This is a genomic window from Aliisedimentitalea scapharcae (assembly GCF_045277565.1).
GTDB classification, from domain to species: Bacteria; Pseudomonadota; Alphaproteobacteria; order Rhodobacterales; family Rhodobacteraceae; genus Aliisedimentitalea; species Aliisedimentitalea scapharcae.
Genome location: NZ_CP123584.1, coordinates 1,071,224 through 1,087,187 on the forward strand (window position 1 = coordinate 1,071,224; position 15,964 = coordinate 1,087,187).

A 15,964-nucleotide genomic window follows, 5' to 3' on the forward strand; every position below is an offset into this window, starting at 1 on the left:
GTCACTTTGATCGCTTTGTCATGGTTGATTGGTCAGGCGGTAATGATACGGGTCCAACACCGCGCAAGGATGCGATCTGGGTCTGCGAAGCGGGGCGAGAACCGCTGTATTTTCGGAATCGGGGGCTGGTCGAAGAATGGCTGGATGATCTGATTGAAGATACGTTGACCAGCACCCAACGCCTGTGTGTCGGATTTGACTTCCCGTTTGGTTACCCTGCGGGTTTTGCCAGGGCCTTGACCACCAGCGATGACCCGCTGAAGCTGTGGGACTGGTTCGCGGATCGGATCGAAGATGCGCCGCGCGCCAACAACCGGTTTGATGTGGCGGGGGAGATCAATCAGGCATTTGGCGGGCGTGGCCCGTTTTGGGGCAACGGGTTGAAGCGCGATATACCGGGGTTGCCCCGGACCAAACGCAACTATGAATCCCCCTTTGCTGATCGGCGGGCGGTTGAGCTGTTGGCCAAGGGCAGCTTTACCTGTTGGCAGATGTCTGGTGTCGGTTCGGTCGGGGGACAAGTGATGATGGGATTGCCGGTGTTGTCCCGGCTGCATCACCGTTGGCCCGGGCAGATCGCGGCCTGGCCCTTTGAGCCGCTGAAGGCCCCAATTGCGCTGCTTGAAATCTGGCCCTCGCTGACAGTGGGCGCTGTACCGGATGGCTGGATCAAGGACGCCTGGCAGGTGGCTAGTGTTGCCAATGACCTGGCCGGGATGGACCCCAAAGCTCTGGCGGGTAGACTGGACATATCAGCCCCGGAAGAGGGCTGGATTTTTGGAATAAGGCAGAACCGATGACCCTAAAGCCTCCGCCCCTGCGCAATGATTGTTTTGCCCTGCCTGCAGGGGTTCATTGGACCCCGGTGGATGAGGCGTTGACGTTGTTGCAGCAGCGCTTGCATCCAGTGACTTCGGTGGAAACTGTGCCGCTGGCCCAAGCCGTGGGGCGCGTGTTGGCCGAACCGATAACGGCGTTGCGTTCAAACCCGCCACAACCGAATACGGCGGTGGATGGCTATGGGTTTGCTGGAGCCATGCCCGCAGGTGAGCATGTTCTGCCGCTGGCGGATGGACGCGCCGCTGCGGGGGTGGCAACGGATGCGGTGGTGTCCAAAGGTCAGGCCATTCGTGTGCTGACAGGGGCGGCTTTGCCGGATGGGGTCGATACGGTCATTCTGGAAGAGGATGTAACCCTGGGAGACGGGCAAATCGCCTTTCGAGGCCCTTTGAAACAGGGCGCAAATACCCGTCGCGCGGGAGAAGACGTGATCGCGGGGCAGGAGATTCTGACAGCAGGACGGTTGCTGACCCCGGCGGATTTGGCGTTGTGTTCTGCAACCGGGGTGGCCGAGGTGGCCGTGCATCAGCGCCTGAGGGTGGCTGTCTTGTCCACCGGTGATGAGCTGGTCGAACCAGGAGATCCCGCTGAGCCGGGGCAGATCTATGACGCCAACCGGGTGATGCTGCTGTCGATGATCGCCCAATTCGGCCATACACCGGTCGACTTGGGGAAAGTTCGCGACAATAAATCGGAATTGGCGGTTCGGCTGACCGAAGCTGCGGCCGCGGCAGATGTCATTCTGACCAGCGGCGGGGCCTCTGCGGGGGATGAAGACCATGTATCGTCCCTGTTGCGCGAGGCGGGTGCCATGCAGTTGTGGCGTTTGGCGCTCAAACCTGGGCGGCCGTTGGCCTTAGGCTTGTGGGAGGATGTTCCAGTCTTTGGTTTGCCGGGCAACCCGGTGGCCGCGCTTGTGTGCAGCCTGATTTTTGCGCGTCCTGCAATGGCACGCCTGTCTGGGCGTGATTGGCCCGAGGCGCAGGGCTTTGATGTCGCGGCTGCCTTTGAAAAGCGCAAGAAACCGGGGCGGCGAGAATACCTGAGAGCCCGGATCCGCGATGGTCGGGTCGAAGTCTTTGGCTCCGAAGGGTCGGGCCGGATAAGCGGGCTCAGCTGGGCCGAAGGGCTGGTCGAACTCGATGATGGGGAACGGCACATAAAACCCGGAGATCTGGTGCGTTTCCTGCCGTTTTCCGGGTTTGCAGCGTAGATCTGAGAGGGGAAGGAAAGACCGCCATGTCTTCCTTCAGGTTGACTATCATTGACCGGACCAATCTGTGAACCCGCCGTTGGACACATGCGCCCCGGCGGGCTCCCGCCTGCAGCAGATGCATCAAAGATGCCTTTGCTCCCGTTGGGCCAGGCATCGCACAGCTTTGCTGTGCGATGCGCGCCCATGCGACCGGAGGCGCAGAGTTTGCTCATGCGGATGTGTGACCTCTTCCAGCGTGTTTGGAGGGGCCACGCCCAACGGTCTCTGACGCTTCCAAAGAAGCTTTGGAAACGGGCGGGAGCACGCTGGGAGGAGTCGTAAAGGGGAAAGGCTGCCGGGTGGTGGTTAGTCGAATGTGCCAGCTACGCGGCCCAATAGCATAAAGGCGCGTGCGGTGCGTGTGTCGCTCAACGCCGAAATATCCGCATCGGTTGCGTTGGGTTCAAATTCAGCGAAAGCCCGATCAAACAGGCGCAAAAAGTGGTGCGCCGCGTCGCGAAAAATCGGATCCTGTTTCATTCGGGCGTTGGACAAGGCCAGGGAGGTTCGATCACGAACCCCGCCCAGTGCGGCAACAGGGCGGCCGCGGATACCGCTGGCAAATTGACGCCAGACTTCAGGGCGGGCCATGTCAGGGCGCAGATCGTCCATATAGATGCCATCCTGGCTCAGCAGGGTCAGAACGTCCTGGGCGGCCTGGATCAGTTGGCCGGCCTTGCGATCACGCAGCGCCCGGCGCAGCGCGGCGAAACCGGCTTCGTCCTCTGCGGTTTCCGGAAAATTCAGCGCCTTTAGGAAGTCATCCGTGGGCAAGGGCGGCTCCAGCTCTTCGGCGGTGGTGCCCAGTTCGAGCGAGGCCTGGTCATAGTCGTCCAAGCCTGTTGCGCCAGGTGCGGGTTCGGGGCGAACCACCGCGCGGCGGCTGGAATGAAATGTCGCCAGGGTCGTTTCTGTCTTGCGTGTGGCTTCGGCGATTTCATCCAGCTTCTTGACAACCGACGGCTCCTGAGTGGCGGTCGCGTTCTTCTGCTGCAGCACATAGGAATTTCGGATCGCGTCGATGGCCGCCTGCAATCGCTGGCTTTCCTCCCGCATGACACGGGCGGATTTGGCGGCCGTTGCCGCCACCCAGATCATTGCCACCGGCATGAATACGGCCAGCATGGTCAGCAGGAATTGCAACCCCTGGAATTCCGTCCCGCCAGGGGCAAAGACAAAAAACACGACAGCACCACCCAGCCAGATCAGGCTGAGCACCAATGCGATCATTTCAACCCCCGCAATCCGCGATGGGGTTGGCCTGTTGTAAATGCCCAGGCCCGAGGCCCGAGCGTTTTGGTCATTGTTTTGGGTCGAGCCGGACATGGGCACGCTCCGCGCGTCAGGAATAAATGATATCCAGAACTTCGTAAGACCGAACCCCACCGGGGGTGCGAACTTCGACACTATCTCCCTCTTCCTTGCCGATCAGGGCGCGGGCAATGGGGGATTTGATGTTCAACATGCCTTTTTCGACATTGGCTTCGTGTTCGCCGACGATCTGCCAGGTTTTTTCTTCATCTGTGTCTTCGTCCACCAGCGTGACCTTGGCGCCGAATTTGATGGTGCCCGACAGCTTGGACGGGTCGATAACGTCGGCCAGCGAGAGAACACTTTCCAGCTCCTTGACGCGGCCTTCGATGAACGACTGCTTTTCGCGCGCGGAATGATATTCGGCGTTCTCCGACAAATCGCCCAGTTCTCGGGCTTCGGCGATGGCCTGAATTATGGCAGGGCGCTCGACGCTCTTGAGGTTCTTCAGTTCTGCTTCAAGTGCGGCAAAGCCCGCAGGGGTCATCGGGATCTTTTCCATCGGGTCTTTTCGTCCGTCTTGTGTTCCGGGTCCATTGAACACCAGCGCCCCGCCGCGTTACGCGCCGGGGCGACCGGAGTGGTTGACAGACACCTGACCCAATACGGCCCCCAAATGCAAGAGGCGGCGCAGGTTTATCCCCAATTGCAGCAGTCTTGTGCCGCTAGATCAGTCATATTGCACCACTTCATATTCGATCCCGTCGTGGTCGTGGAAATAGAACCTGCGCCCTGGTTCGTAATCGGCGTGGTTTTGTGGGGTGAAACCCATCGCCTTGACCCGCTGTTCCGTGTCGTCCAGGTCATCGACGGTGACGGCAATATGGTTCAACCCGCCGATGGTCGCGTAATTGTCCTCCTGCGAAGGCGCAGGCGTGCCGTGATTGTACAGCGCGACATAATGGCTTTTGCTGCCCACATGTACTGTGTGGCCATCATTCAGCGATGGGCCCTGCCAGCGGATCTGCCAATCGAACAATTCGCAAAGCCATTTGGCGGTCTGAACCGCATCGCGCACGGTGTAATTTACATGTTCCAATTGCCCAGGCATGTTATTTCCTTTCTTCCCCGCACAGGGGGTTTAGTTGTGAGTCGTTTTACGGTAATTTCTAAACCTAACTTTAGGTCAAGGAAAAATTTCAAACCCATGGCAACATCAGCAGGCCTGTCCATCGGGGCGTTGGCAGATCGGACCGGATTGGCTGTTTCAGCCATTCGCTATTACGAAGAACAGGGGCTGATTACGCCCTGGCGCAACGCGGGGGGGCAACGCCGGTTTCATCGCGCGGACATCCGGCGGCTCAGCTTTGTGATGATCGCGCAGCAGTTCGGGTTTTCGCTGCCCCAGATTCGCGACCTGTTGGCCGGGTTGCCGGGCAAACGCACGCCCACCGCCCGGGATTGGGCGGGTATCAGCGAAACCTTTCGCGATCATCTGGATCAGCGAATCGAAACGCTGGTGAAACTGCGCGACAATCTGGATGGGTGTATCGGCTGTGGTTGCCTGTCGTTGCCGAACTGCGCGCTGTACAACCCCGAAGACCGGGCGGCGCGCCGGGGAAAAGGCCCTCGATATCTTATGGGAGACCAGCCAGAGACGAAAAATGGGCCTTGAATGACGAATTTGGCCGCGCAGCTGCGACATTTCCCTGTCTTTTATGGCGTAACGCAGAGTTTGCATTGACGTTTGCACGTGCAGAACGGTAATCAACCGCGAAACAAAATTGCGCCCACGAACGCCCAAACAGTGGGCCCAGTAGCGAACAGTTAGCCAAGGAGCGCCGCAATGGCCGAGATCGAACGCGAAGCGATGGAATATGACGTGGTGATCGTTGGGGCGGGCCCTGCTGGTCTGTCTGCCGCCATCCGTCTGAAACAGCTGGATGCTGACCTGGATGTGGTCGTGCTGGAAAAAGGGTCCGAAGTGGGGGCCCATATCCTGTCCGGTGCGGTTCTGGACCCCTGCGGTCTGGACGCGCTGATCCCTGACTGGAAGGAAAAAGGTGCCCCGATCACCGTTCCGGTCAAGGAAGACAATTTCTATATGCTGGGCGAAGCGGGGCAGATTCGAATTCCCAACTTCCCGATGCCGCCGCTGATGAACAACCACGGCAACTATATCGTGTCGATGGGCAACGTTTGCCGCTGGATGGCGGAACAGGCCGAAGAGCTGGGCGTCGAAATCTTCCCGGGCATGGCGTGTTCCGAATTGGTTTACGGCGACAATGGCGAAGTCAAAGGCGTCGTTGCCGGTGTATTTGGTCTGGAAAAAGATGGCTCATACGGCCCCGGTACCGAACCCGGCATGGAGCTGCACGGCAAATACGTGTTCATTTCCGAAGGTGTGCGCGGGTCGCTGGCCAAGGAAATCATCACCAAATACGATCTGGCCAAGGGTAAGGAAGTCCAGAAATACGGCGTTGGCATGAAGGAGATCTGGGAGATCGACCCGGCCAAGCACAAAGAAGGCACTGTTACCCACACCATGGGCTGGCCGCTGGGCAGTAAAGCAGGCGGTGGGTCCTTCATCTATCACCTGGAAAACAATCAGGTCTATGTCGGGTTTGTTGTTCACCTGAACTATAAGAACCCGCATCTGTTCCCCTATATGGAATACCAGCAGTTCAAACATCACCCGATGGTGGCCGAGCTGCTTGAAGGTGGTAAACGCGTCGCCTATGGCGCGCGGGCGATTACCGAAGGTGGGTATCAGTCGATGCCGAAACTGGTCGCTCCTGGTGCTGCTCTGTTGGGCTGTGCGGCTGGTATGGTCAATGTGCCGCGCATCAAGGGCAACCACAACGCCATGCTGTCTGGCAAGGCAGCCGCCGAAGCCGCCTTTGACGCGATCAAGGCAGAGCGGTCGGGTGATGAGCTGACTGCCTATGAAGCCGAAGTGCGCGAAGGTGCCATTGGCAAAGACCTGAAAAAGGTGCGCAATGTCAAACCGATGTGGTCCAAATGGGGCCTGACGGCATCGCTGATGCTGGGCGGTCTGGACATGTGGACCAATACATTGGGCTTTTCCCTCTTTGGCACCCTGGGTCACGGCAAGAATGACGCGCAGTCGACCGAAGAGGCCTCCAAGCACAAGCCGATTGATTACCCGAAACCCGATGGAAAGCTGTCGTTTGACCGTCTGACCAACGTGTCGTTCGCAATGACCAACCACGAGGAAAGCCAGCCGTGCCATCTGCGTCTGGCCGATGACTCGCTGCCGGTGTCGGTCAACTTGCCGAAATACGCCGAGCCTGCGCAGCGGTATTGCCCGGCTGGTGTTTACGAAATCGTCGAAAAGGACGGCCAGCCGGAATTCGTGGTCAACTTTCAGAACTGCGTGCACTGCAAGACCTGCGACATCAAGGACCCATCCCAGAACATTACCTGGACCACTCCACAGGGTGGTGACGGGCCGAACTACCCGAACATGTAAGACAGCACTCCTGGTGCTGCCTTCCGTGCGCGTGCAGCAGAACATGGCGGTGCCTAAGTGATTAATATGGCCGAACAGCGAGATCTGTTCGGCCGCTTTTTTTGAACAACAATGACACCAACGCGCCTCCAGCGTGTTGTCGCTTTGCTCCTGCTGCATCAAAAGGGCGGACGTCGGGGTCCCACCCCGTCATTGAACCGGTGGGAGCGCGCCGCGTGACAGGGGCGCTGGCGCTCTGCCCATCCGGACGACAGGCCTTGCTGGACGTATTGGCCGGTGTTGCGGTGTCTCGGATTGGCGGCTTTGGGTCTCTGCATTGCCTTTGCCATCAGTGGGTATTTGGAGCGCCAAAAGCCATAGGCGGCTGACAACAGGGCCGAGACAGCCCAAAGGCCCTATAAATTAGGCAAAAAATGTCCACTGTTGAATTGGTGATCCCACACGCCATTGCCTCCCTCCTCCGGACGCCCTAGCTTGGAGTGTATACAAAGGAGCGAGGCAGTTATTCCGGTGATATTCCCCATCCGACGTACCGCAGCAGCGGTTTTGGCATTGTCTTTGGCGATAGCGCCCGTGACGTTTTCAGGTCCTGCACAGGCTGAGGGCAATGTTGGGGCCTATCTGGCCGGGCGCCAGGCTCTGTTTGATAGCAAATACGACAAGGCCGCGGCCTATTATACCCGGGCGTTGGCCGGGGATTCGGCCAACCCGGTGCTGCTTGAAAACCTGACCTTGTCCTTGTTGGCGCTGGGGGCCGTGGACCGTGCCTTGCCAGTCGCCCAACAGATGGAAGCGCTGGGTCTGCGCAGCCAGATCGCACATATGGTTGCGCTGGCCGGGTTGATTCAGGATGAGGATTACCAGAAAATTCTGGAGCGGGACCCGGATGTAAATGGTGTCAGCCCGCTGGTGGACGGTCTGGCCAAAGGCTGGGCGCTCATGGGGCAGGGGGCGGTTGATGAGGCCCTGAAAGAATTTGATCTGGTCGGTGAAGGCAAGGGGCTGCGCGGCTTTGCGCTCTATCACAAGGCATTGGCCCGCGCGATGGTTGGCGATCACGAAGGCGCAGAGGCGATGTTTGCAGCCGACGACGGGAAATTGACCCTGATGTCGCGTCGTGCCGCCATGGCCCGCGCCCAAAGCCTGTCTCAGATGGGGCGCAATTCGGACGCGCTCGAATTGCTGGCCGATGTGTTCGGGGCGAATTTTGATCCCGGCCTGACCGATATGGCCGACCGTCTGGCGGCTGGTGAAACCTTGCCCTTTACCGTCACGCCCACGGTGCGTGATGGCATGGCCGAAGTGTTCTTTACAATCGGATCGGTGCTGAATGGCGAAGCTGCTGATGATTATGCGTTGATCTATGCGCGTACAGCCGTGGCGCTGCGCCCCGATCACATCGACGGTGTGCTGCTCAGTGCCGCGCTTCTGGACAATCTTGGGCAATATGAATTGTCGGATGCCACATACAAGCTGGTCCCACGCAGCCATCCGGATTATCACGCCGCCGAATTGGGCCGGGCCGAAGCGCTGCGGCGGGCAGCCAAACCTGATGCGGCCATCGAGGTTCTCGAACAGCTGGCCCGCGATTTTCCGACTTTGCCAACCGTTCATTCGGCGTTGGGCGACCTGCAGCGCCAGGAGGAAAACTATGCCAAGGCCGCCGCGGCCTACGACAAGGCGCTAGAGTTTTCCGAAACGGACTCTGGCAGCCGCTGGTTTCTGCTTTATGCGCGCGGAATCAGTAATGAGCGGCTCAAGGATTGGAGCCAGGCAGAAAAGGATTTCCGCGCGGCGTTGGACTTGAACCCCAACCAGCCGCAGGTATTGAATTACCTCGGCTATTCGATGGTGGAAAAACGCATCAATCTGGACGAAGCCCTGGGCATGATTGAACGGGCCGTATCTGCGCGCCCGGACAGCGGCTATATCGTCGACAGTCTTGGTTGGGTGTTGTACCGGCTTGGCCGCTATGGCGAAGCCGTTGAGCATATGGAGCGGGCGGTTGAACTGATGCCCGTGGATCCAATCGTGAACGACCACCTTGGGGATGTCTATTGGGCTGTGGGACGTCTGCGCGAAGCGGAATTCCAATGGAGCCGGGCCTTGTCCTTTATCAAACCGGACGAGAACAATGCCGAGGCAGATCCGGACCGAATTCGCCGCAAGCTCGAAGTCGGGCTGGACAAGGTTTTGGCCGAAGAAGGTGCTCCGCCGCTAAAGGTTGCCAATGACGACGGTTGAGGTTTTTGCCCCGGCCAAGATCAATCTGACACTGCATGTCACCGACCAGCGGGCTGATGGGTATCACCTTCTCGACAGCTTGGTTGTATTTGCCGATATCGGGGACACGATCCTGGCCAAAGCCTCAGAGACACTGTCGTTGGCACTGGACGGTCCCCAGGGTGATCAGTTGACAGCCGAGCCGGACAACCTGGTCCTGCGGGCTGCGCGTCTGTTGGCGGGTAACCGCGGTGCGGCTTTGACGCTGGTCAAACGTCTGCCGGTGGCTTCCGGCATCGGAGGGGGATCAGCGGATGCGGCTGCCACTTTGCACGCGCTCAGCCAGCTGTGGGGGCTGGCGATACCAGAATCAGACGCAATCGTGACCTTGGGGGCGGATGTCCCTGTCTGTATGGAGTCGGTACCGCAACGCATGACCGGAATAGGCGATACACTCGCACCTGTTCCGGGCTTGCCGCGCATGGACATCGTGCTGGTCAATCCGGGGGTCTCAGTCTCGACCCCATCGGTGTTTCAAAACCTCAGCAACAAGCGCAACGCTCCGATGCCGGATCCGCTGCCACATTGGCGCGGTCCTGTCGATTTCGTTGATTGGCTCCAAACCCAGCGCAATGATCTGCTGGCACCGGCCATCACACTGCAACCTGTGATGCAGGACACACTCCAGGCTTTACGCCAAACCGGCGCCATGCATGTGGGAATGTCTGGATCCGGAGCCACCTGTTTCGCGCTGTTCCCGAAAGACGGATCCGCGCAATTGGCAGCCCAATCCATGCCCGCGCCTTGGTGGCGGGCGCATGGGCAGATCCTTTAGCCCGCCTTCGGCTTCTTTCTGGTCAAAAATACCTCGGGGGGAGCGTTGAAATCCGCATGGATTTCAACGTGGGGGGCAGAGCCCCCAGGGTGCCCGGGCTTCGAGCACCCGATCAGTTCAGCCGTGACACGACATAATCCGCCAGATCGTGCAGCATCTGGCGCACGGGGTGGTCGGGCAGCGCTTCAAGCGCCTTTTTGGCTCTGGTGGCCCAGCCAAACGCATCCGCGCGGGTCTGGGTGAGCGTGTCGTATTTGACCATCAATGCCAAAGCCTGCTCCAGGTCACCGTCCTCCTGACGGCCCTTTTCGATGGTGCGCACCCAAAAAGCGCGTTCTTCATCGGTGGCTTGTGCGACGGCCTTGATGACCGGCAGGGTCAACTTGCGCTCGCGGAAGTCGTCGCCGACATTCTTGCCCGTCGTTTTGCTGTCGCCCTGATAATCCAACAGATCATCGGCAATCTGAAACGCTATCCCCAGCGCATCGCCATAGTCAAAAAGCGCCTTCACTTCGACCTCAGAGGCTCCGGCGATCACACCGCCGACTTCGGTCGCTGCGGAAAACAACGCCGCCGTCTTGCCCCGGACAACCTGCAAATAGATGCTTTCGTCGGTTTTCAGGTCCATGGCGGCGGTCATCTGCAACACTTCGCCTTCGGCAATCGTGGCCGATGCGTTGGCCAGAATGTCCAGCACCCGCAACGATCCGGTTTCCACCATCAACTGAAAGCTGCGGGAAAACAGGTAATCCCCCACCAGGACAGAGCTTTTGTTGTCCCATAACAGGTTGGCCGTCGGGCGACCGCGCCGTTGGGCGCTTTCATCCACCACGTCATCGTGCAGCAGGGTGGCGGTGTGGATGAATTCAACTGTTGCCGCCAGTCGAATGTCGTGGTCCCCCTGATAGCCACACATCTTGGCGGCGGCCAGGGTCAGCATCGGGCGCAACCGTTTGCCTCCGGCACCGACCAGATGGGCGGTGACTTCGGGAATGCGTGGTGCATGTTCCGATGCCATCCGGGTTTGGATCAGGTCATTAACCTTGTCCATTTCTGCTGCCAGCGTTTCAGCCAGAAGCTCATGAGGTTTTTGAGTCATGCTGTTGTGCATCACGCTCCTGCTACAAGGCTCGACATTGTCGGCTCCTTGCCTTTAGATCCATCCCATGAAAGAACTTCTGCGCAGCACCGATCCAACCATCATGGCTTTTGCATCCGCTCTCCTTGAGGGAGAGGATATAGACTGCTTTCAGATGGACGTAAATATGAGCATTCTGGAAGGCGGCATAGGGATTTTTCCACGTCGTTTGATGGTTCATGAAGACGATCATGAACAGGCTGTCCGAGTGATGCGGGACAATGAGATTCCATTGGGTAAATGACCGGTTTTTCGGCTGATGATCTGACGTGCGACAGGTTCCTGGGTGGCAAGATTCAGCTGTTGCAGCCCCGCAGGGGTTACAGGGCCGGGGTAGACCCTGTTCTGTTGGCGGCGGCGATTCCTGCGCGATCGGGGCAGCGGGTGCTAGAGCTTGGTTGCGGGGCAGGGCAGGGGTTGTTGTGTCTGGCCGCGCGGGTTGGGGGCATAGTTTTGGCCGGCGTTGAACTGCAATCGGCCTATGCCGATCTGGCGCGCCGCAACGGCGTTGAAAACGGTGTCTCCTTGGAAATTGTGACGGCCGATCTGTCCGGCCTTCCGGACGAGATTCGCCAGCAACAGTTTCACCACGTGATGGCCAACCCGCCTTATTATCGCAAGGGGGCCCACAGCAGCGCGACAGATGCCGGGCGGGCGACGGCGCTGGGTGAGGAGACCGCGCTGGAGGCGTGGATCGAAACCGCCGCCCGGCGATTGTTGCCAAAGGGCTACCTGCATATGATCCAGCGCGCGGACAGGTTGCCGGACATGTTGGCAGGCTGTGACGGGCGTCTCGGGTCAATCGAAGTCCTGCCTCTGGCTGCGCGCATTGGGCGTGCACCGGATCTGATTATTCTGAGGGCCCGCAAGGAGGGGCGCGCACCGTTTCGGCTTCATGCGCCGGTGATCTTGCACACTGGGACACACCATGACCGGGACGAAGACCATTACCGTCCCGAAATTGCGGCGATCCTGCGTTCTGGCGCGGCGCTTGACTGGCCAAAATGACGTTAGGGCAGGCTGGTGGCGCGTTTGTCTGGTTCTATGCGGTTTTGGCAATGCAAAATTGTGTGTCGGCGGTGCATAGCCGATATGACAGTTTAGTGAAAAAAACACGCATCTGCGACGTGACAGGGGCAAAGATGTATGCTCAACTCGTCTGGCACACTATTCAGAGGAGGATTGCTATGAGCGTGAGCTCGCATCTGGCGGAACTGAAAAGAAAGCACGAGCAACTCAGTCACAAGGTTGAAGAAGCTCAACGTGCTCCGGGCGTGGATGACCTACATGTGGCATCTCTGAAGAAGCAAAAGCTAAAACTCAAAGAAGAGATCGAGCGTCTGGCATCTTGCGACGCATGAATCTTGGTGTGCTGCGGAGAGACATCTCTCCGTAGCCCTCCCCCCCTTTCAAATCAGCGCGAATTGACCAAGGCCCGGGTGTCCGTGTGGAGATCATTGGCCTGCAATGACACCCATGGCGATCACATCAGCGGCCCTGTCCCGTGTGATCTGTTAATCGGGTGCCATCAAATGTCTTCGACTGGAATAATCGAAAAACGATCTGAAATATGGGCCGTCTTTTCGATTTCGTAGACAAACCAATCCCGAAACGCCGCGACCTGTGGGCGGTTCTCCGCCCCCTTTTGGCATAGAAACCGAAATCGTGCCTGGGTTTCCAAGGCCACCGGAAACGGGGCCACCAATCGGCCTTCTTCCAGATCCTTGATGATCATCGCGCGACGACCCAGCGCAACACCTACCCCCGCTACGGCTGCATCAATGGCATGGTCGGCGTTGGAAAAATGGGCACCATGGGTCGGGTTGTGATCAATCCTGACGGCCCGAAACCAGGCCGGCCAGTCACACCGTGGGTTTAGGAAGTCGATGGATGTGTCAAAGATCAGCGGAGCCTTGGTCAAGCTGTGCGGTGTCGGGAATTGTTCGGCCATTTCCGGCGTCATCACCGGGGTCATCCATTCCTTGCGCACGGGTACGGAATAGAGGCCGTCGTCAGTTCCCAGGCCAAATCTGATCGCCACGTCCACGTCATCGCGTTCAAAATCCATCAGCCGCAAGGTGGCTGAAAAGCGTAGGTCAATCTCGGGATGCGCGCGCGCAAATTCATACAGACGCGGTGCCAGCCATTTGGCGGTCAGCGCCGGGCCGGCAGTGACGGTTAGGGTGGTGTTGTCCTGCAGTCGCCGCGTCGCGGTCCAGGCTGCGGTCAGCTGGGTAAACCCCTGTGCCGCGCCGGGGGCCAATGTGCGCCCCGCTTCTGTCAGTTCGACGGCCCGGTTCAATCGAACAAACAGTGGTTGGCCCAAATGCTCTTCGAGAGATTTGATCTGAAATGACAAGGCAGCCGGGGTCACGTTCAGCTCTGCGGCGGCCTGTGCAAACGACATGTGGCGCGCTGCAGCATCAAAGGCACGCAGAGCGGTCAGGGGAGGGAGGCGGTCAGACATTTCAGAACAGTATTACTTAACTGAAGCGTTGAAAAGTCTCGTTTGTAGTAATTTTTGATGGGCCTCATATTCAGTACAGATAGAAATTTTTGACCTGAGAGGTAAGGCCATGATTATTTCAGCAAATGCAGACGTTCATCGTGCGGCGCATCGGGCCCATCTGTGCAGGTCCAACACGTTGGCCGGTGCCGTGACGCGGTTTTGGGCGCGGCTGTTTGTCATTCGTCCTTCCCGCTGAGCAGAGCGCGCCTGTTCTTACGGGATGAAAAAGGGGCCGGTCCATTTGGACCGGCCCCTGTGTTTCTATTTGTCGCCCTTGCGGGGATTGGCGCGGTTCAGACGAAGAACTGCGCGCCGTTGGCCGAGATGGTCGAGCCGTTGATGAACTGGGAATCATCGGACGCCAGGAAGGCCACGCAGCGGGCAATCTCTTCGGGCTCGCCCAGGCGACCGGCCGGGATCTGTGCGACGATGGAATCGCGGACTTTCTCCGGAACGGCCATGACCATTTCGGTGGCGATATAGCCAGGGCAAATAGCGTTTGCGGTGATGCCAGCGCGGGCACCTTCTTGTGCCAGCGATTTGACGATACCCAGATCGCCTGCCTTGGTCGCGGCATAGTTGGCCTGAGCGAACTGACCTTTTTGACCGTTAATCGACGAAATCACGATGACACGGCCAAATTTGCGCTCGCGCATGCCAGGCCAAATCGGGTGTACGGTATTGAACACGCCGGTCAGGTTGGTGTCGATCACCTGGTGCCACTGTTCAGGGGTCATCTTGTGGAACGGAGCGTCGCGGGTGATGCCTGCGTTTGCTACAACGATGTCGATGGGGCCTACTTCGGCTTCGACTTTGGCGATGCCAGCAGCCGATTCTTCGTAATCAGCAACATTCCATTTATAGGTGGCGATGCCGGTTTCGGCGGTGAATGCGGCGGCGGCTTCGTCGTTGCCGGCATAGGTCGCCGCGACGTTGTAGCCTTCGGCCTTCAGTGCTTTGGAAATTGCGGCGCCGATGCCGCGGCTGCCGCCGGTGACGAGTGCTGTACGTGCCATGTGGGGAATCCTCCAGTAGTGAATTGGCTTGGTAATGCTGTTACGTTTTTAACCAAGGATACGCAATATTGTTTCGTCATGAATTTGGCATCAGAAACGGCTAATATTGTCGCACATCCTTCAAGTTGTTGAATTGGAAAAGAAAAGGGCGCCCAAAAGGCGCCCCCAATTATGTGCTTGGGTGCGAGGATTAATCCCGCTCCACACACAGGGCTACGCCCATGCCACCGCCGATGCACAGAGTGGCGAGACCCTTTTTGGCGTCGCGGCGCTTCATTTCGAACAACAGGGTATTCAGAACCCGACAGCCCGATGCACCGATGGGATGGCCGATCGCGATGGCACCACCGTTGACGTTGACGATGGCCGGATCCCAGCCCATGTCCTTGTTCACGGCACAGGCCTGTGCGGCAAAGGCTTCGTTGGCTTCGACCAGGTCCAGGTCATCAACCGACCAGCCTGCCTTTGCCAGCGCCTTGCGCGATGCGTGGATCGGGCCAACACCCATGATCGACGGGTCCAGACCAGCCGTTGCATAAGACGCGATGCGCGCCAGCGGTTCGATGCCACGCTTTTCAGCGTTTGCAGCGGACATCAGCAGGGTTGCAGCGGCACCGTCGTTCAGGCCCGAAGCGTTGGCTGCGGTGACCGAGCCGTCTTTGGTAAAGGCTGGGCGCAGTTTCTGCATGGCGGCCATTGTGGCTCCGTGACGGATGTATTCGTCAGCGTCCACAATGATGTCGCCCTTGCGGGTCTTGACGGTGAAAGCGGCGATTTCGTCGGCGAATTTGCCGGCTTTTTGCGCAGCTTCGGCCTTGTTCTGCGATGCAACAGCGAATTCGTCCTGCATGTCGCGGGAAATCTGCCACTGGTTGGCGACGTTTTCAGCGGTTTGACCCATGTGGTAACCGTTGAACGCGTCCCACAGGCCGTCACGGATCATGGTGTCGATGTATTTCATGTCGCCCATCTTGTGACCGGCGCGCAGGTTGGCGGCGTGGGGCGAGAGGGTCATGTTTTCCTGACCACCGGCACAAACGATGTCGGCATCGCCCAATTGGATGTGCTGTGCACCCAATGCAACGGCGCGCAAGCCCGATCCACACACCTGGTTGATGCCCCAGGCGCTGCTTTCCTGTGGCAGGCCGGCGTTGACATGTGCCTGACGGGCGGGGTTCTGGCCCTGGGCTGCGGTCAGAACCTGGCCCAGAATGGTTTCGGACACTTCGCCCTTTTCAACGCCTGCACGTTCCACAACAGCTTCGAGCACCGCTGCACCCAGATCATGGGCGGGGGTGTTGGCGAATGAGCCGCCAAAGCTGCCGACGGCGGTACGTGCGGCGGATGCGATTACTACGTTGGTCATAATGTTGGATCCTTTGCCATCCTGTCGTGTCAGGAATA

General features: G+C 58.8%; 16 protein-coding genes. 9 read left to right on the forward strand and 7 right to left on the reverse strand.

Features of this window, described 5'->3' with window-relative positions:
• The first annotated feature begins 20 nt into the window (after positions 1-20).
• Together QEZ52_RS05030 and glp are read left to right on the forward strand one after the other, a co-directional pair.
• Positions 21-800 carry a molybdopterin guanine dinucleotide synthesis gene (locus QEZ52_RS05030; protein WP_406648391.1) on the forward strand — a complete coding sequence of 260 codons (780 nt, stop codon included), beginning with the start codon at positions 21-23 and terminating at the stop codon, positions 798-800.
• Positions 797-2,053 carry a gephyrin-like molybdotransferase Glp gene (gene glp / locus QEZ52_RS05035; RefSeq protein WP_406648392.1) on the forward strand — a complete coding sequence of 419 codons (1,257 nt, stop codon included), beginning with the start codon at positions 797-799 and terminating at the stop codon, positions 2,051-2,053. The genes QEZ52_RS05030 and glp overlap by 4 nt, the downstream gene beginning before the upstream one ends.
• A gap of 348 nt (positions 2,054-2,401) precedes the next feature.
• Here glp and QEZ52_RS05040 read toward each other — a convergent pair whose 3' ends face one another.
• The 3 genes from QEZ52_RS05040 to QEZ52_RS05050 form a co-directional block, all read right to left on the reverse strand.
• Positions 2,402-3,421 carry a hypothetical protein gene (locus QEZ52_RS05040; RefSeq protein ID WP_406648394.1) on the reverse strand — a complete coding sequence of 340 codons (1,020 nt, stop codon included), beginning with the start codon at positions 3,419-3,421 and terminating at the stop codon, positions 2,402-2,404.
• Positions 3,422-3,437: 16 nt separating this feature from the next.
• Entirely contained in the window at positions 3,438-3,908 is a 471-nt protein-coding gene (greA, locus tag QEZ52_RS05045; protein ID WP_406648395.1) for a transcription elongation factor GreA, read from the reverse strand.
• A 168-nt stretch (positions 3,909-4,076) separates the two neighbouring features.
• Positions 4,077-4,457: a VOC family protein gene (locus QEZ52_RS05050; protein WP_406648396.1), complete on the reverse strand. Its 381-nt coding sequence runs from the start codon at positions 4,455-4,457 to the stop codon at positions 4,077-4,079.
• Between the two features lie 96 nt (positions 4,458-4,553).
• Between QEZ52_RS05050 and soxR the strand changes: the two genes are divergently transcribed.
• From soxR to QEZ52_RS05070, 4 genes are all read left to right on the forward strand, one after another.
• Positions 4,554-5,021 carry a redox-sensitive transcriptional activator SoxR gene (gene soxR, locus QEZ52_RS05055; RefSeq protein ID WP_406648397.1) on the forward strand — a complete coding sequence of 156 codons (468 nt, stop codon included), beginning with the start codon at positions 4,554-4,556 and terminating at the stop codon, positions 5,019-5,021.
• Positions 5,022-5,192: 171 nt separating this feature from the next.
• Positions 5,193-6,839 (forward strand): 4Fe-4S dicluster domain-containing protein, encoded by a 1,647-nt coding sequence (locus tag QEZ52_RS05060; protein ID WP_406648398.1) that lies wholly within the window; start codon positions 5,193-5,195, stop codon positions 6,837-6,839.
• Between the two features lie 504 nt (positions 6,840-7,343).
• Positions 7,344-9,083 (forward strand): tetratricopeptide repeat protein, encoded by a 1,740-nt coding sequence (locus QEZ52_RS05065; protein ID WP_406650325.1) that lies wholly within the window; start codon positions 7,344-7,346, stop codon positions 9,081-9,083.
• On the forward strand, positions 9,070-9,897 hold the full coding sequence (locus QEZ52_RS05070; RefSeq protein ID WP_406648399.1) for a 4-(cytidine 5'-diphospho)-2-C-methyl-D-erythritol kinase: 828 nt from the start codon (positions 9,070-9,072) through the stop codon (positions 9,895-9,897). Before QEZ52_RS05065 ends, QEZ52_RS05070 begins: the two co-directional genes overlap by 14 nt.
• Positions 9,898-10,009: 112 nt before the next feature.
• On the opposite strand, the gene QEZ52_RS05075 is transcribed toward QEZ52_RS05070, so the two are convergent.
• Positions 10,010-11,008 carry a polyprenyl synthetase family protein gene (locus QEZ52_RS05075; protein ID WP_406648400.1) on the reverse strand — a complete coding sequence of 333 codons (999 nt, stop codon included), beginning with the start codon at positions 11,006-11,008 and terminating at the stop codon, positions 10,010-10,012.
• Positions 11,009-11,063: 55 nt separating this feature from the next.
• On the opposite strand from QEZ52_RS05075, the gene QEZ52_RS05080 reads away from it, so the two are divergent.
• From QEZ52_RS05080 to QEZ52_RS05090, 3 genes are all read left to right on the forward strand, one after another.
• Positions 11,064-11,279 (forward strand): DUF2007 domain-containing protein, encoded by a 216-nt coding sequence (locus QEZ52_RS05080; RefSeq protein WP_406648402.1) that lies wholly within the window; start codon positions 11,064-11,066, stop codon positions 11,277-11,279.
• Positions 11,276-12,043, forward strand: a complete 768-nt coding sequence (locus tag QEZ52_RS05085) for a tRNA1(Val) (adenine(37)-N6)-methyltransferase (protein ID WP_406648404.1) — start codon at positions 11,276-11,278, stop codon at positions 12,041-12,043. Before QEZ52_RS05080 ends, QEZ52_RS05085 begins: the two co-directional genes overlap by 4 nt.
• A gap of 179 nt (positions 12,044-12,222) precedes the next feature.
• Complete coding sequence (locus QEZ52_RS05090) at positions 12,223-12,396, forward strand: YdcH family protein (RefSeq protein WP_406650328.1); 174 nt, start codon at positions 12,223-12,225, stop codon at positions 12,394-12,396.
• A 167-nt stretch (positions 12,397-12,563) separates the two neighbouring features.
• On the opposite strand, the gene QEZ52_RS05095 is transcribed toward QEZ52_RS05090, so the two are convergent.
• The 3 genes from QEZ52_RS05095 to QEZ52_RS05105 form a co-directional block, all read right to left on the reverse strand.
• Positions 12,564-13,502, reverse strand: coding sequence for a transcriptional regulator GcvA (locus tag QEZ52_RS05095; protein WP_406648406.1), 939 nt, complete (start codon positions 13,500-13,502; stop codon positions 12,564-12,566).
• Positions 13,503-13,837: 335 nt separating this feature from the next.
• Positions 13,838-14,560 carry an acetoacetyl-CoA reductase gene (phbB, locus tag QEZ52_RS05100; protein ID WP_406648407.1) on the reverse strand — a complete coding sequence of 241 codons (723 nt, stop codon included), beginning with the start codon at positions 14,558-14,560 and terminating at the stop codon, positions 13,838-13,840.
• 190 nt (positions 14,561-14,750) lie between these two features.
• Positions 14,751-15,926 (reverse strand): acetyl-CoA C-acetyltransferase, encoded by a 1,176-nt coding sequence (locus QEZ52_RS05105; protein WP_406648409.1) that lies wholly within the window; start codon positions 15,924-15,926, stop codon positions 14,751-14,753.
• Positions 15,927-15,964: the final 38 nt, after the last annotated feature.